The 24,448-nt window shown below is 71.0% G+C and carries 30 protein-coding genes; 9 read left to right on the top strand and 21 right to left on the bottom strand.

The window, feature by feature from the left end:
- Nucleotides 1–18: 18 nt before the first annotated feature.
- Nucleotides 19–711, top strand: coding sequence for a hydrogen peroxide-dependent heme synthase (gene hemQ / locus H4W30_RS26690; protein ID WP_192745353.1), 693 nt, complete (start codon nt 19–21; stop codon nt 709–711).
- Between the two features lie 11 nt (nt 712–722).
- Nucleotides 723–2,069 carry a CoA transferase gene (locus tag H4W30_RS26685; RefSeq protein WP_192745352.1) on the top strand — a complete coding sequence of 449 codons (1,347 nt, stop codon included), beginning with the start codon at nt 723–725 and terminating at the stop codon, nt 2,067–2,069.
- Nucleotides 2,070–2,133: 64 nt separating this feature from the next.
- On the opposite strand, the gene H4W30_RS26680 is transcribed toward H4W30_RS26685, so the two are convergent.
- From H4W30_RS26680 to H4W30_RS26640, 9 genes are all read right to left on the bottom strand, one after another.
- Nucleotides 2,134–2,478: a putative DNA-binding domain-containing protein gene (locus H4W30_RS26680; RefSeq protein ID WP_192745351.1), complete on the bottom strand. Its 345-nt coding sequence runs from the start codon at nt 2,476–2,478 to the stop codon at nt 2,134–2,136.
- Entirely contained in the window at nt 2,475–3,290 is an 816-nt protein-coding gene (locus tag H4W30_RS26675; RefSeq protein WP_318780678.1) for a DUF692 domain-containing protein, read from the bottom strand. Before H4W30_RS26675 ends, H4W30_RS26680 begins: the two co-directional genes overlap by 4 nt.
- Nucleotides 3,280–4,215, bottom strand: a complete 936-nt coding sequence (locus tag H4W30_RS26670) for a TIGR04222 domain-containing membrane protein (protein ID WP_192745349.1) — start codon at nt 4,213–4,215, stop codon at nt 3,280–3,282. Before H4W30_RS26670 ends, H4W30_RS26675 begins: the two co-directional genes overlap by 11 nt.
- An 83-nt stretch (nt 4,216–4,298) precedes the next feature.
- A complete protein-coding gene (locus H4W30_RS26665) occupies nt 4,299–5,081 on the bottom strand; it encodes a TIGR04222 domain-containing membrane protein (protein ID WP_192745348.1) in 783 nt (260 codons plus the stop codon).
- Entirely contained in the window at nt 5,074–5,958 is an 885-nt protein-coding gene (locus H4W30_RS26660) for a TIGR04222 domain-containing membrane protein (protein ID WP_192745347.1), read from the bottom strand. Before H4W30_RS26660 ends, H4W30_RS26665 begins: the two co-directional genes overlap by 8 nt.
- Before the next feature lie 75 nt (nt 5,959–6,033).
- Entirely contained in the window at nt 6,034–6,456 is a 423-nt protein-coding gene (gene msrB, locus H4W30_RS26655) for a peptide-methionine (R)-S-oxide reductase MsrB (RefSeq protein WP_192745346.1), read from the bottom strand.
- Between the two features lie 19 nt (nt 6,457–6,475).
- Nucleotides 6,476–6,781 carry a hypothetical protein gene (locus tag H4W30_RS26650; RefSeq protein WP_016333002.1) on the bottom strand — a complete coding sequence of 102 codons (306 nt, stop codon included), beginning with the start codon at nt 6,779–6,781 and terminating at the stop codon, nt 6,476–6,478.
- Between the two features lie 72 nt (nt 6,782–6,853).
- Nucleotides 6,854–8,458, bottom strand: coding sequence for a serine/threonine-protein kinase (locus H4W30_RS26645; RefSeq protein WP_378234196.1), 1,605 nt, complete (start codon nt 8,456–8,458; stop codon nt 6,854–6,856).
- Between the two features lie 166 nt (nt 8,459–8,624).
- The gene (locus H4W30_RS26640) at nt 8,625–9,311 is read right to left on the bottom strand and encodes a TVP38/TMEM64 family protein (RefSeq protein ID WP_192745344.1); all 687 of its coding nucleotides are present in this window, start codon (nt 9,309–9,311) and stop codon (nt 8,625–8,627) included.
- A gap of 24 nt (nt 9,312–9,335) precedes the next feature.
- On the opposite strand from H4W30_RS26640, the gene H4W30_RS26635 reads away from it, so the two are divergent.
- The 4 genes from H4W30_RS26635 (at nt 9,336) to H4W30_RS26620 (ending at nt 12,599) form a co-directional block, all read left to right on the top strand.
- Nucleotides 9,336–9,893, top strand: coding sequence for a GNAT family N-acetyltransferase (locus H4W30_RS26635; protein WP_192745343.1), 558 nt, complete (start codon nt 9,336–9,338; stop codon nt 9,891–9,893).
- 19 nt (nt 9,894–9,912) lie between these two features.
- On the top strand, nt 9,913–10,932 hold the full coding sequence (locus H4W30_RS26630) for a DNA polymerase domain-containing protein (RefSeq protein WP_192745342.1): 1,020 nt from the start codon (nt 9,913–9,915) through the stop codon (nt 10,930–10,932).
- 226 nt (nt 10,933–11,158) lie between these two features.
- The gene (locus H4W30_RS26625; RefSeq protein ID WP_034318123.1) at nt 11,159–11,551 is read left to right on the top strand and encodes a DUF6221 family protein; all 393 of its coding nucleotides are present in this window, start codon (nt 11,159–11,161) and stop codon (nt 11,549–11,551) included.
- 7 nt (nt 11,552–11,558) lie between these two features.
- Nucleotides 11,559–12,599 (top strand): LLM class flavin-dependent oxidoreductase, encoded by a 1,041-nt coding sequence (locus tag H4W30_RS26620; RefSeq protein WP_192745341.1) that lies wholly within the window; start codon nt 11,559–11,561, stop codon nt 12,597–12,599.
- A gap of 39 nt (nt 12,600–12,638) precedes the next feature.
- Here the strand turns inward: H4W30_RS26620 and H4W30_RS26615 are convergent, their stop codons facing one another.
- Nucleotides 12,639–14,231, bottom strand: a complete 1,593-nt coding sequence (locus H4W30_RS26615) for a PucR family transcriptional regulator (protein WP_192746830.1) — start codon at nt 14,229–14,231, stop codon at nt 12,639–12,641.
- A gap of 128 nt (nt 14,232–14,359) precedes the next feature.
- Here H4W30_RS26615 and pruA point away from each other — a divergent pair, with 128 nt between their 5' ends.
- On the top strand, nt 14,360–15,997 hold the full coding sequence (pruA, locus tag H4W30_RS26610; RefSeq protein WP_192745340.1) for an L-glutamate gamma-semialdehyde dehydrogenase: 1,638 nt from the start codon (nt 14,360–14,362) through the stop codon (nt 15,995–15,997).
- Nucleotides 15,998–16,015: 18 nt separating this feature from the next.
- Nucleotides 16,016–16,945 carry a proline dehydrogenase family protein gene (locus tag H4W30_RS26605; RefSeq protein WP_192745339.1) on the top strand — a complete coding sequence of 310 codons (930 nt, stop codon included), beginning with the start codon at nt 16,016–16,018 and terminating at the stop codon, nt 16,943–16,945.
- An 87-nt stretch (nt 16,946–17,032) separates the two neighbouring features.
- Here the strand turns inward: H4W30_RS26605 and H4W30_RS26600 are convergent, their stop codons facing one another.
- Nucleotides 17,033–17,389, bottom strand: a complete 357-nt coding sequence (locus H4W30_RS26600; protein WP_192745338.1) for a thioredoxin family protein — start codon at nt 17,387–17,389, stop codon at nt 17,033–17,035.
- 90 nt (nt 17,390–17,479) lie between these two features.
- Here H4W30_RS26600 and H4W30_RS26595 point away from each other — a divergent pair, with 90 nt between their 5' ends.
- The gene (locus H4W30_RS26595) at nt 17,480–17,722 is read left to right on the top strand and encodes a DUF2630 family protein (RefSeq protein ID WP_192745337.1); all 243 of its coding nucleotides are present in this window, start codon (nt 17,480–17,482) and stop codon (nt 17,720–17,722) included.
- 13 nt (nt 17,723–17,735) lie between these two features.
- On the opposite strand, the gene H4W30_RS26590 is transcribed toward H4W30_RS26595, so the two are convergent.
- The 10 genes from H4W30_RS26590 to H4W30_RS26545 form a co-directional block, all read right to left on the bottom strand.
- On the bottom strand, nt 17,736–19,292 hold the full coding sequence (locus tag H4W30_RS26590) for an alpha/beta hydrolase (RefSeq protein ID WP_192745336.1): 1,557 nt from the start codon (nt 19,290–19,292) through the stop codon (nt 17,736–17,738).
- 71 nt (nt 19,293–19,363) lie between these two features.
- The gene (locus H4W30_RS26585) at nt 19,364–20,443 is read right to left on the bottom strand and encodes an ATP-dependent DNA ligase (RefSeq protein WP_192745335.1); all 1,080 of its coding nucleotides are present in this window, start codon (nt 20,441–20,443) and stop codon (nt 19,364–19,366) included.
- A gap of 28 nt (nt 20,444–20,471) precedes the next feature.
- Entirely contained in the window at nt 20,472–21,059 is a 588-nt protein-coding gene (locus H4W30_RS26580; RefSeq protein WP_192745334.1) for an alkaline shock response membrane anchor protein AmaP, read from the bottom strand.
- The gene (locus H4W30_RS26575) at nt 21,056–21,592 is read right to left on the bottom strand and encodes a DUF6286 domain-containing protein (protein ID WP_192745333.1); all 537 of its coding nucleotides are present in this window, start codon (nt 21,590–21,592) and stop codon (nt 21,056–21,058) included. The genes H4W30_RS26580 and H4W30_RS26575 overlap by 4 nt, the downstream gene beginning before the upstream one ends.
- Before the next feature lie 15 nt (nt 21,593–21,607).
- Nucleotides 21,608–21,964 (bottom strand): Asp23/Gls24 family envelope stress response protein, encoded by a 357-nt coding sequence (locus H4W30_RS26570; RefSeq protein ID WP_192745332.1) that lies wholly within the window; start codon nt 21,962–21,964, stop codon nt 21,608–21,610.
- Nucleotides 21,961–22,137, bottom strand: a complete 177-nt coding sequence (locus H4W30_RS26565; RefSeq protein WP_005157087.1) for a hypothetical protein — start codon at nt 22,135–22,137, stop codon at nt 21,961–21,963. Before H4W30_RS26565 ends, H4W30_RS26570 begins: the two co-directional genes overlap by 4 nt.
- Nucleotides 22,137–22,586 (bottom strand): Asp23/Gls24 family envelope stress response protein, encoded by a 450-nt coding sequence (locus H4W30_RS26560; RefSeq protein WP_192745331.1) that lies wholly within the window; start codon nt 22,584–22,586, stop codon nt 22,137–22,139. Before H4W30_RS26560 ends, H4W30_RS26565 begins: the two co-directional genes overlap by 1 nt.
- 133 nt (nt 22,587–22,719) lie before the next feature.
- Entirely contained in the window at nt 22,720–23,145 is a 426-nt protein-coding gene (locus tag H4W30_RS26555; RefSeq protein WP_192745330.1) for a hypothetical protein, read from the bottom strand.
- Complete coding sequence (locus H4W30_RS26550; protein WP_192745329.1) at nt 23,145–23,702, bottom strand: RNA polymerase sigma factor; 558 nt, start codon at nt 23,700–23,702, stop codon at nt 23,145–23,147. The genes H4W30_RS26555 and H4W30_RS26550 overlap by 1 nt, the downstream gene beginning before the upstream one ends.
- On the bottom strand, nt 23,699–24,442 hold the full coding sequence (locus H4W30_RS26545) for a pyrimidine reductase family protein (protein ID WP_192745328.1): 744 nt from the start codon (nt 24,440–24,442) through the stop codon (nt 23,699–23,701). The genes H4W30_RS26550 and H4W30_RS26545 overlap by 4 nt, the downstream gene beginning before the upstream one ends.
- Nucleotides 24,443–24,448 lie beyond the last annotated feature (6 nt).

Here is a 24,448-nt window from a genome sequence, read left to right as displayed (position 1 = left end):
CAGTGCCAAGATGGCGGTATGGCGCGGCTGAACTACAACGAGCTCAATGACACCATCCGCTACACCGCCTGGTCGGTCTTCCGGGCCGAGCAGGGCAAGCTCGGCGAGGACCGCGAGAAGGCGACCGCGGAGACCACCGAGTACCTCGACGCGCTGGAGGCCAAGGGCGTCGTCGTCCGCGGTGTCTACGACCTCTCGGGGCTGCGCGCCGACGCCGACTACATGATCTGGTGGCACGCCGAGGAGATCGAGCAGGTCCAGGCGGCCTACAGTGGCTTCCGGCACACCCCGCTCGGCCGCGCGTCGGCACCGGTGTGGAGCCAGGTCGCGCTGCACCGACCGGCGGAGTTCAACAAGAGCCACATCCCGGCGTTCCTCGCCGGTGAAGAGGCCCGCAAGTTCATCTGCGTCTACCCGTTCGTCCGCTCCTACGAGTGGTACCTGCTGCCGGACGACGAGCGCCGCAAGATGCTCGCCGACCACGGCAAGGAGGCCCGCGACTACCCGGACGTCCGCGCCAACACCGTCGCGTCGTTCGCGCTGGGCGACTACGAGTGGATCCTGGCCTTCGAGGCCGACGAGCTGCACCGCATCGTCGACCTGATGCGTCATCTGCGCGGCACCGAGGCGCGGCTCCACGTGCGCGAGGAGATCCCGTTCTACACCGGGACCAAGGTGGAACCGGCCGAGCTGATCGCGCTCCTGCCCTAGTGAAGGCCTCCGTGGACGCGCGCGTCTGGACCACGCTCACCGGCGACACCCTCGCCGAAGACGCCGTCGAGATCACCGGCCCCGAGTCGGTGCTGCCCGGGACCTTCCGGGTCGAGGAGGCGGCGACGACGAGTATCGCCGCGGCGACGCTGGCCGCCGGGGAACTGTTGCGGCTACGGGGAATCGAGCCGGGCAAGGTCTCGGTCGACACCCGGCACGCCGCGGCGTCGTTCCGCAGCGAGCAGTACATCCGGGTCGACGGCGAGCCGGTGCCCTTCAGCGCGCCGCTGTCCGGCGACTACCGCGCGAACGACGGCTGGGTGCGGCTGCACTGCAACTACCCGCGTCACGTGTCCGCGGTGTGCTGGGGTCTGGGCGTGCCCGCGACCCGCGCGGCGTTCGAGAAGGTCGTCGCGGCCAAGTCGAAGTACGAGGTCGAGTCGGCGGTCGTCGGCGCCGGCGGTGCCGCCGCCGTGCTGCGCTCGCGCGAGGAGTGGCTGGCGCACAAGCAAGGACAGGCGTCGTCCGGGTTGCCGGTCGCCGAGATCCGGCCGCTCGGGGCGTCGGAACCCGTGCGGTTGTTCGAGTCCGACCGGCCGCTGGGCGGGGTGCGGATCCTGGACCTGACCCACGTCATCGCCGGGCCGGTGGCGGGCCGCGTGCTCGCCGCGCACGGGGCGACCGTCATGCACATCGGGTCGGCCCAGCTGCCGACCGTGCCGCCGCTGGCCGTCGACACCGGGATGGGCAAGCTCTCGGCGTACGTCGACCTGGAGACCGAAGCCGGACGCTCGCGGCTGCGCAAGCTGATCGCCCGGGCCGACGTCGTCCTGCAGGGTTTCCGGCCGGGATCGCTGGTGGCCAAGGGTTTCTCGCCGGAAGCGATCGCCGAGCTCCGCCCGGGCATCGTGGTCGCGGACCTGTCCGCCTACGGCTGGGAAGGGCCGTGGGCGCGCAGGCGCGGGTTCGACAGCCTGGTGCAGATGGCGTCGGGCATCGCCGACGAGGGCGGCAAGACGGCCGGGCTCGACGGACCGGGACCGCTCCCGGTGCAGGCGCTCGACCACGCGACCGGCTGGCTCACCGCGGCGGCGATCATGATCGCCGTCCGCCAGGCGGCCACCGAGGGCGGCAGCCGGCACGTCCGGACCTCGCTCGCCGGGACTGGGGAGTGGTTGAACTCCTTGGGGCGCAAGGAAGCCGGGCCCGCCGGTTTCGACGGCGGCGAATGGCTCGAAGAGGTCGACGGGCAGCTCGGGCGGGTCACGCGGGTCAAGATGGCGGGCACCCTGCCGGGCTCGAATCCACAGTGGACGGCAGCGACGCACGTGGCGGGGAGCGACCGCCCGGTCTGGTGAACGGTCCGCATTCAGCCGCCTAAAGACGTGTCTCTCAGACCGAGGTGCGTTTGAGAGACACGGCCTAAATGCGGCGGAGCCAGGTCGCGAGCCGGCCCCGGGGCTTCGGGACCTTGCCGCGTTCCACCAGCCACGCGCCGAAAGCGTCCGCGTAGGCCCGGGCGCGGATCGTGTCGGTCTTCGGGTGGCTCGTCGCGTACTCGCGGAACAGCGCGGCGAACCGGTCGCCGAGTGCCTCGGCGAGATCGGGGCGGAGGTAGGCGACCAGCCTGCTTTGCTTGTTCCGCAGGACGTTGGCCTCGATACGGAGCCTTTCCGCGTCGAAGCCTGCCGGGGCATCGCCTCCCGCGAGGAGCGCCTTGAGCAGCTCGGCCTGCTGGGCGGCCAGCCGCTCCCGGGGCGCAGTCACGGCGAAACCGCTTCACGCAACGCGGCCAGCTCCGCCGCGAGTTCGGTGTCGGACGGGTAGGCGTCGTCGCGTTCCAGCAGGACACCCGGCGGCTCGGTGCGGCGCCGCAGTTCGCGCAGCAGGTCCAGCACCTCCGGCACCACCGGATGGGCGTGCGTGTCGTGGTAGACGCCGTCGCGTTCGACGCCGCCGGCCATATGCGTGTACGCCAGCCGTTCCCACGGGATCTCGTCGAGGAACCGTTCGGGATCGGTGCCGAGGTTGCGGGCGTTGGCGTACAGGTTGGCGACGTCGATGATCAGCAGGCAGCCGGTCCGGTCGGTGAGCTCCCGCAGGAATTCCGACTCGGTGAACTCCGCGTCCGGCCAGTCCAGCACGGCCGCGATGTTCTCCAGCGCGAACGGGACCTCCACGATGGACTGCGCCAGTTTGACGTTGTCCACCAGGACGTCGAGCGCTTCCCGGGTGCGGGGGAGCGGCATCAGATGTCCCGAGTCGAGGCCGCCCGCGCGCACGAAGCACACGTGGTCGCTGGCCATCGGCGCGCCGAGCTCGCGGGTGACCTCCGCGAGATGCTCGACGCGCGTGGTGTCGAGCGGCTCCGCGCCGCCCAGCGACAGCGACACCGCGTGCGGTAGGACCGGCATTCCCTTGTCGCGCAACGCGATCAGGGTTTCGGGAAGATGCCCGGCGTGCAGGTTCTCGGCGACGACCTCGACCCAGTCGACGCCGGGCAGCCGCGCGATCGACAGATCCAGCTCGTGCCGCCAGCCGATGCCGATCCCGAGCCTGCCCGGCGCGTCAGCCGCCACAGCCGCCGCCACCGCAACCGCCGCCGCCACTGCTTCCGCTGCTGCACGAGCTTCCGCCGCTGCTGCACGAAGAGCCGCCGGACGAACCGCCGCCGAAACCGCTGGAGACCGGCGGCGGGATCAGGGCCGCGCTCAGCTCCTCATCGGGATACGAGGCGAGGCCGCCGAACGCGACCGCCGCCGCGGCGCCGCCCAGCAACCCGGCACCGGCCGCGCCGGCGTACCCCGGCCCGTTCGGGATGCCGCGTTTGCGCTCCCGCCCGTGGGCGGACCTGGCCTTGTGGAGGACCCGGGCGCCCTCGCCGGTCGGACGCGGGCCCGGCCGCTTGTTCTTGAGCGCACGGGAGATCACCGTCGCGAACACGGCCGAGATCAGCAGCGGGATGAGGTAACCGACGGGCCGGTCACCGGCGATGCCGGCGATCAGGCGGACGACACCGAGCACGAGCACGGCGAGGTACAGGAAGTACACGACCCGGCGGATCCGCGGCGTCTGGTCGACGACGACCAGCCCCCGTGCCTCCAGATCCTTGGCGAGCGCCTGCATCGGACCCGACAGCCGCAGCCGGTCACGGATGCCGCGGGTCGTGGCGTTGTAGCCCGGCTTGGCGCCCTTGGCGACGGCCTTTTCGATCGGGTCGGCGGGTTCGGGACCGGTGAGCTGGAGCTGCTTCGTACTGCTGACCCGCAAGGTCCCGCGGTCGACAAGCGTCGCGATGGCCGTGTCGACCACCCGGTCCGGACCGCCGGCGAGATAGGCGAACTCGTACACCGTCGGTTGCGGGCCGCTCACTTCGGCGCGCGGCGCTTTGCCACCGAGTTTGGCGACGATCGTCCACACGAGACCGACGACCACCGGGAACACGATCAGGGCGCCGTAGATCGCCAGGAACGTGGGTCCGGGAATACCCCAGGTGTCTTCCATCGCAAGGGCCCTTTCACGAGCAGGTGCGCTTACCGTAGTCGGACGCTTTCCCGTCCGGTCGTGGTTCCGTGATTCGCCGGACGTCAGAAGCCGCCGCTGCCGCCGGAGACGCTGTAGTCGGTCCCGCCGCCCCAGGCGAACGTGCGGGTGTCCTTGCCCGGACGCCCGCCGTAGCGGCTCAGGATGGCGGCGACCTCGCGATCGGGATACGCGGCGAAGCCGCCGATGGCCACCGCGCCCGCCGCACCCGAGACGAGGCTTCGATCCGTCTCCGCCTCGGCCAGCACCGCCCGGCCCGCGGTGGTCGTCCTGCCCGCGTAGTCGGTCCGGCCGAGCCGGAGGCTGACGATCAGCAGCGCCAGCGCGACGACGAGAAGCACGATCAGGACCACACCGGCGCCGCTGACGATCCAGCGGACCGTCCCGGCCGCCAGCAGGGCGGCATAGACGACGGCCGTGATCCTCCACGTGAGCCGTCGCCGTCCTTCCGCGACGACCAGGCCGCGGCCGCCCAGCTCGGCCCACAGCGCCCGCATCGCAGGGCCGCGGCTCATCGTCGTCCGCAACCAGTGGCCGGGGAACGACGACAGGTGACCGGCGAGCTCCCGTCCCAGCGGGTCGGCCGGGACCAGGGGCGTGCGGTAGAGCCTGCCCGAACGGCCGAGCCGGGCCTGTTCGCGTTCCAGCATCGAGGCGACCACCGTTTCGGTGACCCGCGCGGTCCCGCCCGCCAAGGCCGCCACGTGCCGCACGCTCGGCAGCCTGCCGCCATCGTGGAAGCCGCGCCGGAGCCAGCGGACGTTAAGCGCCGCGACCGTGACCGGGAGCGCGATCGACGGCGTATAGAGCCACAGGAAGTCAGCCACCGCAACCACCTCCGCCACCGCCACCGCCACCACCGCAGGAAGAACCTCCGCCGCAGGAGGAGGAAGATCCACCACCGCACGACGATCCGACGGCGTACGACGCGCCTGCGCCGCAGGTGCTCGCCGTGCGGGCGAACACGCCGGTCTTGCTCAGCGCGCCCACGACGACCTGGTCGGGGAAGGCGCCCAACCCGCGGAGGGCCACCCGCCCGGCCGTGGTGCGGCCGAGATCGCGATCCCAGTCGCCGTAGTGGAGCGCCAGGTCGCCCGCGGCCGTCGCCCGGCCCGAGCGCTCCGGAAGTTGCCGCCACACGGCCAGGCCGATCGCGCCCGCCACGACGATCACCAGGACGACGAGGGCGCCGATCGGCCGCTTCAGCGGTACGGCGTTCGCCAGCCTCGCGATCCCCAACGCGAAGATGGCCAGGTACGCGACGATCGCATACTGCCAGCCCCTCCGGCGGCGGTGCTCGTGAACGAACAGGCCCCGCCGCTCCAGATCGGCGCGCAGTTCCCGGACGACGTCGTGCCGGGCCATCCTGGAGCGCAGCTCGCGCAGGCCGATTCCGTTGCCGGGTAAGAACGAGACGGCCGCGCGCTCGAACCCGTCGGCCGGGACCGGCCGGATCGGGTGCAGGATTCCCCGGCTGTCGGGCCGCAGGAGGTTGCGTTCGAGCAGCCCTGCGACGACGGTGTCGGTGACCCGCTCCACGCCGCCCGCCAGCGCGGCCAGGTGATGGAGGCCCGGCACCGTCCTGGCCCCGGTGTCACGACGCAGCCACAGTTCGTGCACCACGGCGAGCGCGATCGGCACCACGGCACAGACTCCGTAGAGCCAGGCGAAAGCCGGTCCGGTGATTCCCCAGGGTTCGTTCATGAAAACACCGCCCTCCCCGACGCTGTCCTGTTCATGGTGAACGCGTCGAGGAGGGCGGTGGTTCGCTTCGTTCGGTTACGACTCGGGAACGAGCTTCAGCGAGATCGAGTTGATGCAGTACCGCTGATCCGTCGGCGTGGCGTAACCCTCGCCTTCGAAGACGTGCCCGAGGTGGCTGTGGCACGACTTGCACAGCACCTCGATCCGGCGCATCCCCATGGTGGTGTCCTCGCGGAGGAGGACGGCGTCGCTGTCGGCCGGGTCGTAGAACGACGGCCAGCCGCAATGGCTGTCGAATTTCGTGTCGCTGCGGAACAGTTCGGCACCACAGGCTCGGCACTGGTAGACGCCGGTGGTCTTCTCATCGGTGTACTCACCGGTGAAGGGACGCTCGGTGCCCGCCTGGCGAAGGACGGCGTACTCGTCGGGGCTGAGCTGCTCCCGCCATTCCTGCTCGGACTTGACCACGCGCGGCGTGGCTCCGACAACGGGTTTCATGCCTTTCACCGGTTCCACGTTACCCCGCGAGCCACGCGATGGCCCGGCCGATGATGTCCCATGCGGTGACCATCACGCCGAGCACGATGAGGACCACGACGAGTGCCGAAACCCACCAGCGAAGGCCGCCGAGGCGGTTGCTGGAGTCGGCGAAATCGGAGACGCCGTCGAGGCAGGCCTCCACGGTGAAGTTCGGGCCGCAGCGTTCGATGCGGTCCAGATGCTCGGCGAAGGCCCGGGCTTCGGGATCGTACGGGTCGAGGCCTACCAGGTCCTCCTGGAAGCGAGGATTCTGGCCAGGTCCGAAAGGTCCGCTATCGGCCATGGAGCAACAGTAAGCCACGAGCGGCGATTGGCCTACCACCAGCGAGGCGGGTCTCACCACCGCCACGCTGCGTCAGTTGCCGAGTACTCGCGTGTCGGCGTCGATGAGGTACTGCCCGCCGACCTGGACCACGCGCAGTGCCGGACGTGCTCCCTTGTTGAGCGTGATGTTCATGTCGATCGAGCCGTCGGGGTTGCCGCCTCCGCTGTCCGCCCGCGCGGAGTCGGCACTGGTCACCTTGTGCGCGGCCCAGTAGTCGGCGAAGGCCTGCTCCGAGCCATAGACAGCTTTCGCGGCCTCCGTGAGCTTGTTCCAGCTCGCGGAGGTGCCGATCTTGTCGGTGTCGAAGAAGTCCAGCAGGAATTGCCCCACGCTGGAGTAGCTGGTGACCTTCTCGCTCGGGGTCTTCCCCAGGCCCGCGGGCGCGGGGCGGGACGAAGAGGAGCCGCTCTTCGGCGGCGCGGAGGTGCCGGGCTGCGGGTTCGCCCCGGCGTTGTTGCCGCCCTGGGTGTTGCCCCCGTTGCCCGAATTCAGCACCAGGAACACGATCACGGCGATCACCACGACGGCGGCACCGGCGCCCGCGAACAGGACGGCCTTGCGCTTGGCGTCGGCGGGCTTGGCCGGCGACGGCCGCATCGGGGCGGCCGCGGACGGCGGCGGGCTCATCGCGGCGACCGGACGCGGCGGCGTGTTCGGCGGGGCGGACGGCGAGCGCATCGGGATGAAGGCGGCCGTCGGCGAGTGGGTCTTGGTGGGCTGCGGCGGAGCCGCCGCGGCGGACTGGGCCGGCTTGTCGGTCCGCTGCCACGGTGGCCGGTCTCCGCCGGGAAGGCCGTGTCCCGGGGTGTCGGGCACGGCCGGCTGTCTGCCGCCGCCCGCCCCGAAGAGCCGGGGCGACGCCGCCGTGCCCGCGGCGGATTCGTTCGCCGCCAGCGCGGCGAGGCGTTCCCTGGCCTCGGCCATGCTGGGGCGCTCGGTCGGCTCGGTGCGCAGGAGGCTCATCAGCAGCGCCGTCGCGGGGCCCGCCTGCTGCGGCGGGTTGATCTGCCCGTTCGCGGCGGCGTACAGCAGCGCCAGCTGGTTCGAACTGTTCCCGTACGGGGTCTGGCCCTCGATCGCCTGGTAGAGCGTCGCGCCGAGCGCGAAGACGTCGGAGCTGGGCACCGGATCCGAGCCGCGTGCCAGCTCGGGCGCGAGGTACGCCGGCGTGCCGCCGATCAGGCCGGTCTGGGTGAGCGTCATGTCTCCGGCGGCGCGGGAAATACCGAAGTCGGTGATCTTCGCGGTGCCGGATTCGTCGATCAGGATGTTGCCCGGTTTGACGTCGCGGTGCACGATCCCGGCGCGGTGCGCGGCGACCAGCGCCGACGCGACCTGCTCGCCGATCTTCGCGACGCGCCCGAGCGGCAGCGTGCCTTCCTCGGAGATGATCGCCGAGAGGCTCGGGCCGTTCAGGTACTCCATCACCAGGCAGGGGTCGCCGCCGTGCTCGGCGATGTCGAACACCACGATCGCGTTCGGGTGCTGGAAACGGGCCGCGTTCTTCGCCTCGCGCATGGCGCGCTGGCGCATGTTGTCACGTTCGGCCTCGGAGACACCCGGCTGCGGGAGGATCTGCTTGACCGCCACCGAGCGCTCGAGGCGGACATCGATGGCACGCCAGACCACCCCCATGGCACCGCTACCAATTTGCTCGACCAGGCGATAGTGCCCAGCGATCAGCTGACCGGTGTCGATGGCGACTGCTCCTGACACATTCTCCGGGTGATGGTGGCGCTACGCGGCCTGACAGGTCCCGCGCACCCGATCGAGTGTAGCGGGCGGCGGTTTCGGCTCCCCGTCAGCTCGCCGGTGCGGAGGCGGGCAATTCTTCCTCGTCGCTCGGATCGGGCACCGGCAGGGCTTTGCGCCGGAAGACCTTCACCAGTCCGATGGCCCCCGCCGCGGCGAACACGGCGTAACAGATCAGCAGGGCGGGCGGTGTTTCCCCGGTCAGCGCGTCGCCGAGGACGACGACCGCGACCGTCCCCGGGAGGCTGCCGAGCGCGGTCCCGATCAGATACGGGGCGAAACGGACCGATGACACTCCGCACAGGTAACTGAACGGAGCGAACGGCACCATCGGGATCAGCCGTAAGGAGGTGATCGCCAGGACGCCGCCGTCCGAAAGCCGCTCGTTGACCGCGCGGACCTTCGCCCGGTGCAGGTGCCGGGTGACCAGATCGCGGCCGAGTGCCCTCGAAAGAGCGAACGAGAGCGCGGACGCGACCGTGGTCGCCAGGATGCCGACGACGATGCCCGTGGTGGCGCCGAGCAGCAGCCCGCCCGCCAGGTTGAACACGGTGCGCGGGATCGGCGCCACGGTGAGCACCGAATAGGCCAGGAAGAAGACCAGGGGAGTGGCGGGGCCGGTCTCGGCCGCCCAGGCCCGCAGCCCGGCCGGACTCGGGATCGGCAGCAGGACCGCGGCCGCCACGAAGAGGGCGAGCACGGTGAGCGCGAGGATTAATTTGGTACGGCCGGACACCGCCTCAACCGTACCGTGTCCGCTGTGATCGACACCGAGGCGCTGCGGACGCAGCCCGAACTCACCGGCGAGAACGTCGTGCTCACCCAGCTCGACGAGTCGTACTTCGAGACCGGCTGGGAGGCCCTGCGGGAACCGGAAAGCCGCAGGCTGACCGGCACGCACACCGAGTTCACCCCCGAACAGGTCCGGACCTGGCTGGCCGGACGGCCGGGCCTGGACGATCGCGCGGATTACGCGATCGTGCGCAAGACCGATCGCGCGCACATCGGCGACCTGGCGCTCACCGACATCGACAAGGACAACCGCTCCGCGTCGTTCCGCATCGCGCTGAACGGCCCGGAGTTCTACGGCAAGGGCTACGGCACCGAGGCGACCGGGCTGCTCCTGGGCTACGCGTTCGACGTCGTCGGTCTGCACCGCGTCTCGCTCGAAGTCTTCGACTACAACCCGCGTGCCCGCCGGGCCTACGAGAAGGCCGGGTTCGTCCGCGAGGGGCTTCAGCGACAGGCGCTGTGGTGGGACGGCGAGTGGCATGACGTCATCACGATGGCCGTTCTGGCGACGGATCCCCGGCCCTGATCGGCGATACGGTGTCCGCATGCCCAAGAACGGTGAGCCGATCGAGGTCGAAGCGGGCGGGCGCAAGGTCCGCGTGTCCAGCCCGGACAAGGTGTACTTCCCGGCAAGGGGGATCACGAAGCGCCAGGTCGTGGAGCACTACGTCGCCGTCGGTGAGCCGTTGCTGCGTGCGATCGGGGAGCGGCCGACGACGCTGAAGCGGTACGTCGACGGCGTCGAGGGCGAGTGGTTCTACGCCAAGCGCGTGCCGAAGGGCGCCCCGGAGTGGGTGGAGACCGCGAAGATCACCTTCCCGTCGGGCCGGACCGCCGACGAGGTCTGCCCGACCGAGCCCGCCGTGTTCGCCTGGGCGGCGAACCTGGGCACCTTCGACTTCCACCCGTGGCCGGTGCGGCGGCCCGACGTCGACCACCCCGACGAACTCCGCATCGACGTGGACCCGCCGGACGAGGCGGGCTTCGCCGACGCGGTCGAGGTCGCGGGCGTGGTGCGCGAGGTGCTCGACTCGGCGGGGCTGGTCGGTTACCCGAAGACCTCGGGCGGCCGCGGCGTGCACGTCCTGGTGCGGATCCGGCCGGAGTGGGACTTCATCGACGTTCGGCACGCGGTGATCGCGCTGGGCCGCGAGGTCGAGCGCCGGATCCCGGACAAGGCGACCATCGCGTGGTGGAAGGAAGAACGCGGCGGCCGGGTCTTCATCGACTACAACCAGGCGGCCCGCGATCGCACGGTGGCGTCGTCCTGGTCGGTCCGCGGCACCCCGCGGGCGACGGTGTCGACGCCGCTCACCTGGGATCTGCTGACCGAAGTGGACCCGGACGACTTCGACGTCCTCACCGCGGGCGCGTTCTACGCCGAGCGCGGCGACCTCCACGCGCCGATGGACGAGCAGGCGTTCGGCATCGAGACGCTGCTGGAGTGGTACGCGCGGGACGAGCGCGACCACGGCCTCGGTGAGATGCCGTATCCGCCGGACTACCCGAAGATGCCCGGCGAGCCGAAGCGCGTCCAGCCGAGCAAGGCGCGGGACGACACTTAGCACGCATCAAGTGACGACGCGTGCGGCGTCGGTGACGAATTCACGTTTTTCCTTCGTTCTTGCTCGCGGAGTGATTGCGCTTTCGTGTCGATCCAGAAACCAGTCACAGCTGGGCGGTGGATCGATACGAGACTGTGTGACGCGCGGGACCCGGTCGTAACGCCGGGCCTCCTGCCAGCGACATTTCCCTCCGAACACTAGGCTGGGGGAGGACGAAGGAGTACCCGTGGACGACCTGATCGCCTTTCTCGCCGCGCGTGTGGGGCAACGCCAGGCGTTGATCATGCAGGCGGTCAAGAAAACCGAGATCAACGAATCGCTCACCCGCGGTGAGACCAAGGTCGTCATCGAAAAGAAGATCCGTTCGCTCAACGACCTCGAACTCGACACGGTCAATCAGATGATCAACGAGATCGAGGCGACCCGGCGGCTCCTGCAGGCGCACCGCACCACGGTCTCGGAGAAGGTGCCCGGTTTTCCCTTGTACGGCAACGAGTACTGGTGCGAGACGTGCCATGTGCCCGCCGACGAGGCCGGGACGAACTGGTGCCTGACCCTCCGGCTGCTGGCCCTGCCGCACGCCGACCACCCGGACTACAGCGAGCGCTGGCGCCCCTGAGCGGGGAATGCCCGCCGGGTCCGGCCGCGTTGACCCGAGGGTGATCACGCTTTCGGTACTGGACCGGTCCCCGACCCGCCGCGGCGGCGACGCGCCCCGCGCCCTGCGGGACACGGTCGCCTTCGCGCGGGACATCGAAGCGCTCGGCTATCACCGGTTCTGGGTGTCGGAACATCACAGCGTGCCCGGTGTCGCCGGTTCGGCGCCCACGGTGCTGGCGGCCGCCGTCGCTTCGGCGACCGGACGGATCCGGGTCGGCACCGGCGGTGTGATGCTGCCGAACCACCGGCCGCTCGTGGTCGCGGAACAGTTCGGCGTGCTCGAATCCCTTTTCCCCGGCCGGATCGACATGGGGCTGGGCCGGTCGGTGGGGTTCACCGGCGGGGTCCGGCAGGCGCTCGGGCACGAGAAGGACGACGCCGATCGCTTCGGCGACCAGGTTCGCGAACTGCTGGGCTTCCTCGCGGGCGACCAGACGACCTTCCCGGGTGTGCACGCCATTCCCGCGGAAGGCTTGCGCGTGCCCGCGTTCCTCCTGGCGACCGGTGCCGGGGCGCGCCTGGCCGCGGAACTGGGGCTGCCGCTGGTGATCGCGCCGGTCCGTGGTGTGGAGCCGATGCTCGAAGCCATCGAGGGATACCGCTCCGGATTCCGCCCCTCCGCACAGGCTTCGCGGCCGTATGTCGTGGTGTCGACGGCGATCGCGGTCGCCGAGACGGCCGAACGGGCCCGGCGGCTGCTGATTCCGGAAGCGTGGTCGACCGTCTACTCGCGGACGCACGGTGTCTTCCCGCCGTTGTCGCCGGTGGACGAGATCCTCGCCGGGCCGCTGTCGGACCGGGACCGGGAACGGCTGGACCGGGCGCTCGACGGTCAGCTCGCCGGCACCCCGGACGAGGTGGGCGACTGGCTGGCCGATCTCGTCGCCAAGACCGGCGCCGACGAGATCCTGGTGACCACCAGTACTTTCGACCAGGCGGAGCGGCTGGATTCCTATCGCGCGCTGGCCGAGGTCGCCGGCCTTCGCAGCCTGGCGGCCGTCTCCTGACCTGCCCGCATCCAGAGGACTAAATGCGGGAGGGGAACCCTAAAGGCGCAACAGGAGCTGGGTGAGGATGCGCTGCGCGGGGTCGTCCAGGTCGATCCCGGACACCTCGCCGGCGCGGCGCACCCGGTAGCGGACCGTGTTCGGGTGGATGTTCAGCTCGCGCGCCGCCTTCCGGACGTCACCGAAGGCGTCGAGGTACGCGAGGACGGCGGGCACCAGGATGCCGCCGTGTTCGGCGTCGTGGGCGACCAGATCGGTCAGCCGCGGATCGCGGATCCTCGGCTGCTCGCCGAGGAACGCGAGCACCTCCGAGAGCAGGACCTCGGCACGGACGTCGGCCAGCGAGGCGACGTCCGCGGTCCCGTGCCCGCGCGCCATCGTCGCCAGCACGCGGTCCGCGTCGCCGCGCGAGGCCGCCGCGTCGGACAGGCTGGGGACCACCCCGCCCAGCGCGGCACGCACCCGGACGTCGAGATGCCGTTGTGCCGTGCCGGCGATTTCCTTGGCCAGCGCCAGGATCCGCGGTTCGGCGTGCTCGGGGAGGTCGGGCAGCAGCGCGTAGACCCGGCCGCCGATCACGCTCACCAGCGCGCTCCGCCGGTACGCGGCCGTGTGCACGGTGATCAGGTGCACCAGCTCCGCGCGCCGGAGCTGCCGGTCGGTCGCGGCCCGGTCGCGGGGGAGGGAGAACGCCAGCACCATGGCCGGTTTCCCGGGATCCGCGCCGATGTCGTCGGCGACGGACTCGGCGTCGAGACGGCCGTCGAGCAGTCCCGCCAGGAGATCCTCGCGCAGCCGGAGCTCCGGGCTGGGCAGTGTCCGGTGCCGGATCAGCTGCGGCGCGAGCGCGCGGCTGGCACCGAGCAAGGCGACCTCCGCGCTTTCGGTGAGCGGATGCGCGCCCTCCTGGACCCAGATCGTGCCCAGCGGCTGCGATCCGGCGTGGATCCCGGCCGCGATCCGCCGCCGGATGCCGAGATCGGGCCGCTCGTCGATGCGGACGATGCCCTCACCGGCGCGAAGGCGCTGGTACACGCCCCATTCGCGCAGCATCGCGAGGTAGCGTTCCGGGCCTTCGCGGCCGAGGATCGATAGCCTGCGGAGCTCGTCCACCTCGTCGCCCGCCCGCGAATAGGCCAGCACGCGGCTCGCGGTGTCCTCGATGCTGACCAGGCCGCCGGTCAGCGTCGCGATGGTCTGCGCGAGCGAGAACAGATCGCCCAGCACCTCGCCGTGATCCGCTTCGCCACCCGCGCGGGCCGCGTCGACGACGCCCCTGGCCAGGGCTTCGACCTGCTCCCAGCGTGCCTCGTGGCCGACCTCGATCAGCGCGACCCCCGCGTCGGTCGCGACGTTCACGACGGCCATGCCGTTCTTCACCGCGACGGCGGCCGCCCCGGACCGCGCCGCCGCCCGGATCGCGCCCGCGGCCGACCGCCCGCGGGCCCCGATCACCAGAACGAGATCACCCGGATGGGCGTCGGGCGGATCCTCCGGATCGTGGATGACGACGTCCTCCACGCCGACGCCGAGCCCGCCCGGGGCCGTGAGCACCCTGACCAGCGGTTCCCCGAGCGTCGCGAGGACATGCCTAAGGGAGGCGCCAGGGGTCGTCTGAGTAGTCGTCTTGATCACCGGTTAAGCCGATCGGACAAGATGGTCACCCTGATTCTAGCCAGTCGGACAATCCTTCAGCGGGCCGTCAGGTCTACCGTTCGGGATGAGACCTCTACCCGGCGAAGTGCAGTCAGGAGCAGTCAGTGGACGCCGTGACCCAGACCCCCGCCCCGAAGAACGAGCCGGTGCTGAACTACGCACCGGGCAGCGCTGAGCGCGCTGAACTCGAGGGCGCGCTCAAGTCGCTGGGCAACGCCGACCCCATCGACATCACCGCGACGATCGGTGGTGAGCAGCGCAAGGGCGGCGGCGAGAAGATCGAGGTCGTCCAGCCGCACAACCACAAGGCCGTGCTGGGCGTCATCCACAGCGCGACCGCGCAGGACACCCACGACGCGATCGCCGCCGCGAAGGCCGCCGCCCCCGGCTGGCGCGCGCTGTCCTTCGACGACCGCGCCGCGATCATCCTGCGCGCCGCCGACCTGCTGGCCGGCCCGTGGCGCGCCAAGCTGAACGCCGCCACCATGCTCGGCCAGTCGAAGACCGCCTTCCAGGCCGAGATCGACTCCGCCTGCGAGCTGATCGACTTCTGGCGGTTCAACGTCGCGTTCGGCCGTCAGATCCTCGCCGAACAGCCGGTCAGCTCGCCCGGTATCTGGAACCGGATGGAGCACCGCCCGCTCGAGGGCTTCGTGTACGCCATCACCCCGTTCAACTTCACCGCGATCTCCGGCAACCTGCCGACCGCGCCCGCGCTGATGGGCAACGTCGTGCTGTGGAAGCCGTCGCCGACGCAGAGCTACGCCGCGCACATGCTGATGCGCCTGCTCGAAGAGGCCGGCATGCCGCCGGGCGTCATCAACCTGCTCCCGGGTGACGGCAAGGCCGTCTCCGAGGTCGCCCTGACGCACCGCGACCTGGCCGGCATCCACTTCACCGGTTCCACCGCGACCTTCCAACACCTGTGGGCCACCGTCGGCGCCAACATCTCCGGCTACCGCACGTACCCGCGCCTGGTCGGCGAGACCGGCGGCAAGGACTTCGTGCTCGCGCACGCCTCCGCCGACGTCGACGTCCTGCGCACCGCGCTGATCCGCGGCGCCTTCGAGTACCAGGGCCAGAAGTGCTCGGCCGCGTCCCGCGCCTACGTCCCGCGTTCGCTCTGGGCGAGCCTCAAGGACGAGCTGGTCTCCGAGACCGAGGCCATCACCTACGGCGACGTCACCGACCTGGACAACTTCGGTGGCGCCGTGATCGACCGCCGCGCCTTCGACAAGCACGCGGCCGTGCTGAAGAGCGCCGCCGAAGACCCCGAGATCGACGTCATCGCCGGCGGCACCGCCGACGACAGCGTCGGCTACTTCGTGCGCCCGACGATCCTGGTGTCGGACAACCCGGACCACGAGATTTTCCGCACCGAGTACTTCGGCCCGATCCTCGCGCTGCACGTCTACGACGACAGCACCGACACGGGCTTCGACGACGTCCTGAAGCTGGTCGACGAGACCGCCGACTACGCGCTCACCGGCGCGGTCATCGCGAACGACCGCACGGCCGTCGCGAAGGCGTCCGAGGCGCTGCGCTTCGCCGCCGGCAACTTCTACGTCAACGACAAGCCGACCGGCGCGGTCGTCGGCCAGCAGCCCTTCGGCGGTGCCCGCGCGTCCGGCACCAACGACAAGGCCGGTTCGGTGTTCAACCTGCTCCGCTGGACGAGCCCGCGCTCGGTCAAGGAGACCTTCGTTCCGCCCACCAGCGTCCGCTACCCCCACCAGGGCTGAGTTCTCCAGGAGTCCGTGATGTTGCGTGCCCCGTTGCTCGCCGCCGCTCGATCCCAGCGGATGCGCAAGCTGGTCGAGGTCGTCCCCGCCACCCGATCGGTGGTCAGCCGGTTCGTCGCCGGCGCGAAGACGCCCGACGCCGCCCGGGTGGTCCGCGAACTGGCCGACCAGGGCCTCCGGGTCACCCTCGACCACCTCGGCGAGGACACCACCGATGCCGAGCAGGCCGCGACCACGGTCCGCGCCTACGAGGAACTGCTGACCGCGCTGGCGGCCGACGGCCTCGCGTTCGGCGCGGACGTCTCGGTGAAGCTGTCGGCGGTCGGGCAGTTCCTCCCCGTCGACGGGGAGAAGGTCGCGCTGGAGAACGCCCGCAAGATCTGCGCGGCGGCCGAAGCGGTCGGTGCCACGGTGACCCTCGACATGGAGGACCACACCACCACCGACTCGACGCTGGGCATCCTCAAGGAGCTGCGCACCGAGTACCCCTGGGTCGGCGCGGTGCTGCAGGCCTACCTGCGGCGCACCGAGCAGGACTGCCGCGACCTGGCGGCCGAGGGTTCCCGCGTCCGGCTGTGCAAGGGTGCGTACGCCGAACCCGAGGAGGTCGCGTTCCAGGACAAGTCCGAAGTGGACAGGTCCTACGTGCGCTGCCTGAAGATCCTCATGCAGGGCAAGGGTTATCCGATGGTCGCCTCGCACGACCCGCGGATGATCGCGATCGCCGAGAAGCTTGCGGCCGACGCGGGCCGCAAGGCGGACGACCACGAATTCCAGATGCTGTACGGGATCCGTCCCGAAGAGCAGCGCCGGATCGCGGGCGACGGCAAGACGATGCGCGTCTACGTCCCCTACGGCGACGAATGGTACGGCTATTTCATGCGCAGGCTGGCGGAACGCCCGGCGAACCTGGCGTTCTTCCTGCGCGGACTCGCCACCCGGGGCTGACCCGCTCCCCGGTGGCACTGTTCCGCTGAAAGACAAAGGCGCCCTTCCCGGCGAAACCCGCCGGGAAGGGCGCCTTCTCCATGCTCGTCAGGCCTCCTGGGCCTCTTCCTTGAGCTTGTCCATGTCGACGTCGCGCGCCTGCTGGATGAGGTCTTCGAGCGTCTTCTCGGGCAGCGCGCCCGGCTGCGCGTAGATCACCGTCTTGTCGCGGATCACCGCGAGGGTGGGGATCGAACGCACGTCGAAGGCGGCGGCCAGCTGCTGCTCGGCCTCGGTGTCGACGCTCGCGAAGACGATGTCGTCGTGGTTGCCCGACACCTTCTCGTAGGTCGGCGCGAACTGGCGGCACGGCATGCACCAGTCCGCCCAGAAGTCGATGATCACGAAGTCGTTCTCCGACACGACCTGATCGAAGTTGGCGGCGGTCAGCTCCACAGTGCTCATGTCCGGCGTAACGAATCGGGCGCTACGCGCATTCCCGCGAGTGCGCGTAGCGTCTCGGATGGAGCAACCCACGTTTCGCAGGAGGCGCAGATGGCCGACGGGGACATCCTCAGCCGGATCGACGAGCTGGTCAGCGAGGAGCACGAACTCCGTTCGCGGGCGATCGGCACCGGGCTGAGCTCGGACGACCGGTCCCGGCTCGCGAGTGTGGAACAGCAGCTGGACCAGTGCTGGGACCTGCTGCGGCAGCGGCGGGCGCGGGTGGAGTTCGACGACGACCCGGACCAGGCCACGGCGCGGCCGATCTCCGAGGTGGAGTCTTACCGGCAGTAGAGGCCGACGGGGCTCAGGCCGGGCAGAGGGTCCCGTCGACGGGCACCTTCCCGTCGATCAGGAAGGCCCGCGTCGCGTCCGTGACACACGGCGAGAGGCTCAGCGCGCCGTGCCCCGCACCCTGCCAGGTGATCGTCACCGCGCTCGGCATCTGGTCGGCCGCCCGGCCGGTTCCCTGCTCCGGCGTGACCGGGTCGGTCGCGGTGCCCGCGACGAGCATCGGCGGGGCGCCCGGCGCTCCCGCGGGCGGAAGCGGTTCGCGGCGCACCGGCCACGGGCTGCACCAGGCCAGCTGTTGCGCGGCGAAGACACCGAACTGCGGGTACTTGTCGCGCAGGGCCGTGGTCGCGCGCGTGAGCTCCTCGGCCGAGAGCCGGGTCGCGCTGTCGTTGCATTTGGTCGCCAGCGTGCCGTCCAGCCGAGACGGCCGTGCCTTGGTGTCCTTCAGCACCGGCTCGGCGAACGCGGCCAGCGGCGTGACGTCGCCGTTCTGCGCGGTCTTGAGCGCCTCGGCGAGTTCCACCCAGCGCGAGCGCTGCGCGAGCCCGGAGTAGATGGCGTACAGCGCGATCCCCGGGGTGATCTCCTCGCCGTCGGTGGTCGTCTCGGACGCCGACCGGAGCCGGTCCGCGACGGCGGACACCGCCGAGCGGGCGTCGCCGATCGGGCAGCCCCGCGCGATGCAGTCGGCGCCGAACGCGTCGAGGGTCGCCTGCGCGCTCGCGGCGATCGATTCCTGCGTGGCGGCCGCGTCGGGAGCCGGGTCGGGCAGCCCGTCGAGCATGACCCGGCCGACCTGGGCCGGGAACCGCACGGCGTATTCGGCGAGGACCTTCGAGCCGTCGCCGCGGCCCAGCGCGTGCAGTTTGTCCAGCCCCAGTTGCTCCCGGAGTTCTTCGAGGTCGCCCGCCGCCCGCCAGCTGTCCATCGCGACCTGCGCGTCGTCCAGTTCGATGGCGCACTGCTGCCCGGCCCGGCGCGCTGCGTCGACGACGCCTTCGAGGTCGGCGGCGGCCGGATCGGCGCCGAGCAGGTCGGTGCGGATCTCCGCCGGGATGCACTGCACCGGCATCGACGTCCCCGTCCCGCGCCGGTCGACGCCGATCAGCGAGAACTTTTGCAGGAACTCGGGCGGCAGCGTCGCGGCCAGCCGCGCGGCGTACAGCGACCCCGGCTCCCCGTCGACGTCGTTGACCACGACGAGCGGGATCGGCCCGCCCTCGGTCTTGACCACCGACAGCCGCGAGAGCCCGCGACCGGGCAGATCCGGCGCGTCGAGCGTCGTGGGCACCCTGGCGCAGGAGAACTTCAGCGTGTCCGGCACGGATGGCTGCCCCAACCGCTGGCGGGTCGCTTCGTCGCAGTCTTCCCATTTGATCGACGGCGACCGCGGCTCGGCGAGCGGCGGCAGCGGGACCTGCTGGGCCGTCGTCGAACCGCCGGGATCCGGCTTGCCGTCGTTGTCGATCACCGCCGGCCGCACCGACGGCCCGGCCGTGCAGCCCGCGAGCACGGCCGTCACCACGGTGGTCGTCAGGAACAGCCGTGGCGTGCGGCGGGCGGTGCTCACGGGCTGGTCCTCACTTCCAAGGCATGACAAAGCTCGGAACAGAGCTTCGCAGGTCGGATGTCAGGACACGGTTAGCGGGTGCGTTTCACCTCGCCGCGGAACACCGCGTCCAGGTCGTAGCGGGCGACCTCCTCGAGCTGGGCGTAGGTGCAGGAGGACGGCTCGCGATCGGGACGCCAGCGTTTGAACTGCGCGGTGTGCCGGAACCGCGACGGATATCCGGCCTCCGTGTGCTCGTAGCCGACCTCGACCACCTTCTCCAGCTTCAGCGGTACCCACGGGGCTTCCTTGGACTTCCATCGGGTGATTCCGCCGGGGATCCGCTGGTTCTCCCGCACGTTGTCACCCAGCCAGGGGTGATCGGCGCCGTCGGTGATCAGCGGGGCCAGCTCCTCGGCCAGCTCACGCCGCCGGGTGACCGGGAACGACCCGACGACGCCGGGGTGGTGCAGCACGCCGTCCTCGTCGTAGAGCCCGAGCAGGAACGAGCCGACCATCTCACCCGGCTCGCCGTCGACGTGCCAGCGCAGGCCGGCGAGCACGCAGTCGGCGGTTCGGGAGTGCTTGTACTTCAGCAGCACCCGTTTGCCGGGCGTGTACGGCTCGTCGAGCGGTTTGCCGATGACACCGTCGAGCCCCGCTCCCTCGAACAGTTCGAACCAGTGCCGCGCGATCGCCGGATCCGCGGTGGCCGGGGTCAGGTGGACGCCGTCGGAGGCCAGTTTCTCCAGCCGTTCCCGCCGCTTCGACGTCGGCTCGTCCAGAAAGGACTCGGCGCCCAGCGCCAGCAGATCGAAGGCGACGAACTCCGCCGGCGTCTGTTCCGCCAGCAGCTTGATGCGGCTTTCGGCGGGGTGGACCCGGTCGGTGAGCGCGTCGAAGTCCAGCTTCCCGCCCCGGGCGACCACCAGTTCGCCGTCGAGCACGATCCGCTCGGGCAACGCCGCCTTCAGCCGCTCCACGACCTCGGGGAAGTACCGGTTGAGCGGTTTCTCCGACCGCGACTGCAAGGTCAGCTCGTCGCCGTCGCGGAACACCAGGCAGCGGTACCCGTCCCATTTCGGCTCGAACAGCAGCCCGCCGGAATCGGGGATCGCCTTCGCCGGTTTGGCGAGCATCGGTTTGATCGGCGGCGTCAAGGGAAGCGACATGACGGTCATTCTCGCCGTACGGGCGCGGTCAGCGCACCCGTTGCGGTGAGGTCGTGTCGAGCTCGATCCGGACGGCGGTCGGCAGCACGTCCACCCCGAGCGACTCCCGCGCGCGGGCCAGCACGGTGTGGTCGAGCTGCTCCCAGACCCGTTTCAGGTCGGTGCCCTCGACGAGCCACAGCGTGATCCGCAACGCGGGGTTCTCCTTGTCGCCGACCGCGCGGACCCGGGCCCGCCCGACCCCGTCGACGATTTCGGCGTCGGCGCGGACGGCCTCGGAGATGGCCGAGGAGGTCACCACGAGGTCGTCGCCGAGATCGAGGTCCGGACGGCCCTCCGGGCGCAGCGACCGGAAGAACCACCACAGTCCCAGCCACAGCAGGAGAACGCCGAGCACGATGGCGCCGATCCGGGAGGCGAGCGCGTGCCGCGACAGCCAGTCGAGGGCGATGGGGTCCACGAGTGGCCGGTCGGCCCGGTGTGTGCCGAGCCAGCCCGCGCCCACCACGATCACCGCCGCCCCGCCGAGCAGCGCGAGGAGTCCGATGAGGACGGTCAGGGTCCGTTCCGTGCCGGTGGACCGGCCGAGTGCCTTGGCGGAGACCGAACGGGTCATCGGCGATCCTTCGGGGAGTCGACGACGACCGACACCTTCGGCCGCCGCGCCAACGGGACGTCGTCGAGCAGACCGGACACCGTCTGCAGCAGCCGCGGCCGCAGCTCGCCTTCGGTTTCCAGCCTGCTCGTCGCGCGGACACGGATCTTCTTGGCGGTGGCCGTGACCTTCGCGCCCGCGACGTTGTCCTGCGCGCGCACGGTCACCCCGACGAGCCTCGCCAGGGAACGCGGTGACGTGGTCACGCTGACCTCGTTCGCCGGATCGGTCAGCCGGATGGCGCGCCGCCCGGCCGAGGCCGCCGTGATGATCAGCAGCAGCCCCACGACCGCGACGGCGATCGCGAGATACCGGACCGTGGAAGCGTTCCAGGACTCTTCCGCGAGCCTGTCCCGCCAGTCGTCCCACGGCAGGAACAGCGGGCCCCGGCCCGGCCGCCACCAGCCCCAGCCGACCTCCAGTGCCAGCAGGACCCCGGCGGCGGCCAGCGCCAGCCCGATCAGGGCCGACAGCAGGCGGACGATCAAACGCATAGCCGTTCGCTCCTTCTAGCGGACGCGGGGCGCGATGTCGGGCAGGAGCGCGGAGACCTTCACCGAGATGTCCCGGACCTGGTACGAGGTGATCCGCTCGACCTCCTCGGTGACCCTGGCGCGCAGGTCGCCGACGATCCGCCGCACCGGCGCCGGATAGTGCAGCGCCACGTCGAGCACGAGGTCGACGTCGTTGCCCTCGCCGCCGACCTTCGCGCTCGTGCCGTGCGTCCCGAGCCCGAGCCCGGCGATCCGCCGCTCGGCGCGCGTGGTCCCGTCGACCTGGTCCGCCGCGTGCTGCGCGATCTTGCGGACCACGGACGGCGAGATGGTGAGGGTGCCGCGATCCTCAGGTTCGGGCGGGACGGTCATTTGTCGCGGCCCCGGCCGAACAGGTCGCCGAGGTCGAGTTCGCCGTCGAGCACGCGGCCGAGGACGAGGCCGATGACGCCGACGGCCAGTGTCACCAGGAACGCGGTGAAGCCCTGGGTCGCGGCGAGGCCGAGGATGAGGCCGGCGAGCAGGCCGGTCTGGGTCCCGTTCATCACTCGACCCGCGAGGACTCGGTCTCGCCGCCGTTCTCGTCGGGCAGGTGGATGTCGTTGACCGCGATGTTGACCTCGATCACCTCGAGGCCGGTGATCTGCTCGACCTGGCCGATCACGTTGCGGCGCACCGCGCGGGCGACGTCGACGATGCGGGCGCCGTACTCGACGACCACGTCGAGGTCGATGGCGGCCTGCTTCTCGCCGACCTCGACCGAGACGCCGGACGTGGTGACCGTGCCGGAACCGGGGATGCGCTCGCGGATCGCGCCGAAGGCCCGGGACACCCCGCCGCCCAGCGCGTGGATCCCGGTCACCTCGCGGGTGGCGAGACCGGCCACCTTCTGCACCACCACCGACGAGATCGTGGTCTTGCCGGCGGCTCCTTCCTCGTTGAGGGACGCCCCTGTCACCGGGGTGTCGGGCTTGCTCGCGCTCGGCTGCGCCATGAAGTTCGCTCCTTCTCGCACCGGTGCCGCGCGACCTGCGCGCGCGGCGGTCCCTACGCTCTCACCGACCAGGACACGCGCGCATGCCGAGCCGTCACGCGATGTCCCCCGGATGGGGTAATCAGTTCCGGGATCAGTCCGGATGGACGTCGACGACGTGGACGTTGATCGCGGGCGGTGCGGAGCCGAGCTGCCCGGTCAGGGCCGCGCTGACCCGGTGGCGCAACAGGTCCGCGACGGCCGCTTCGACGCCGAACCGGATCGTCACCAGCACCTGGAGCACGTCCTCTTCGAGCGCGACGGCGGCGATGTGCACCCCGCCGAGCTCGCGGCCGATCTCGGCGGCGAGGCTTCTGGTCATCAGCACCAGCGCCCGTTCCGACACCTGGGTCTTGCCGCCCGAGGAGGGCAGGTCGAGCGGTGCGGTGGTATGCCTGCCGCGGGCGCCGCCGACCGAGCGGAGCACCCGCTCGACCAGTCCCGGCGGCGTCGGCACCGGACGGCTCGCGGCGGCGCGCACCTGCTGCCACCGGGGGTCGTCGCGCGGATCCTCGCTCATCACCGTTCCCCGGGTCGGAAGTTGTCGCCGAGTTTCGCCAGCAGCGCCACCCTCGCGCGGTGCAGGCGGGCACGCAGAGCGGGCACGCTGACTTCGAGCACCTCGGCCACCTCGTCGTAGGTCAACCCTTCGAATTCTCGCAGAATCAGCGGGATCCGCTGGCCGACGTCCAGTTCGGCGATCGCGCGCAACACCCGGCCGACCTGCTCGGCGCTCTCCACGTGACCCTCCGGACCAGGCACGACACCCGCGTCGCCCTCGTCGAGGGGCACGGTCGGTTTCCGGCGCCGGACCACGCCGAGCGCACCGTTCGTCGTCACCCGGTAGAGCCAGGTCGACACCGCCGCTTCGAACCGGAAACCGGGCAGCGCGCGCCACGCGGAGAGCCAGGCCTCCTGGACGACGTCCTCGGCCTCGGACGAGCTGCCGGTGATCCGCAGGGCGACCCGGTACATCCTGGCCGTGTGCCGCCGGACCAGGGTGTCGAAGGCACCGTGGTCCCCGGCGGCGGCCCTGGCCACCAGTTCCTCGTCCGGAACCGGCGCGGCCTCGCTCACCCGCCCTCCCGGCGGTAGCGCAGCATGGTGAAGCCGTCTTCGACGAGCACGGACGCGAGCTCCATCCGCCGCGGTTCCGGGGCCGGGTGGCCGCGAACGATCCGGCTCTCGCCCGCTCCCGCCAGCAGCGGGGCGACGGTGAGGCACAGCTGGTCGACGAGGTCGGCGGCGATCAGGTCGGCGAAGAGCGCCGGCCCGCCTTCGCAGTCGACCCGGCGCAGCCCGCGCTCGCCGAGCAGCGCGAGCGCACGGTGGAGGTCGACGTCGTCGGTCCCCGCGACGAGCACTTCGGCACCCGCGCGCTCCAAGTCGGCGCGAGGCGCCTTCTCGGTGGTGATGACGATCGGCGGGACCTTGGTGTCGGTGAACAGCGGGCCCTCGGGATCGAGTTCACCGGATCGGGTCACCACCGCGATCGGGGGGACCTCGGAAAGTCCGAGCGCGACCCGGCGGGCGGCGCGTTCGGGAGAGACGCGCGCGCCGCGGTAGCCCTCGGCGCGCGCCGTGCCCGCGCCGACCAGGATCACGTCGGCGAGCAGCCGTCCCGTCAGGAAGATCCGCTTGTCGGCGGGGTGGGAAAGCCCCTCGGACAGCTCGTCGACCGCCGCCGCACCGTCCGCGGAGCTGACGAAGTTGACCTGGACCCAGGGACGGTCCAGGTCCTGCGGATACCCATAGAGCCGCTCGAGGTGGGCATCGGAGACGGCATCGCCCGGTGTCGTTGGCCACAAAAGCTGCACACCGAC

Origin of the sequence: Amycolatopsis roodepoortensis (genome assembly GCF_014873915.1) — a bacterium.
Taxonomy (GTDB): Bacteria; Actinomycetota; Actinomycetes; order Mycobacteriales; family Pseudonocardiaceae; genus Amycolatopsis; species Amycolatopsis roodepoortensis.
Note: the sequence above shows the minus strand (reverse complement) of the source record. Positions and strands in the feature narration are given on the sequence as shown.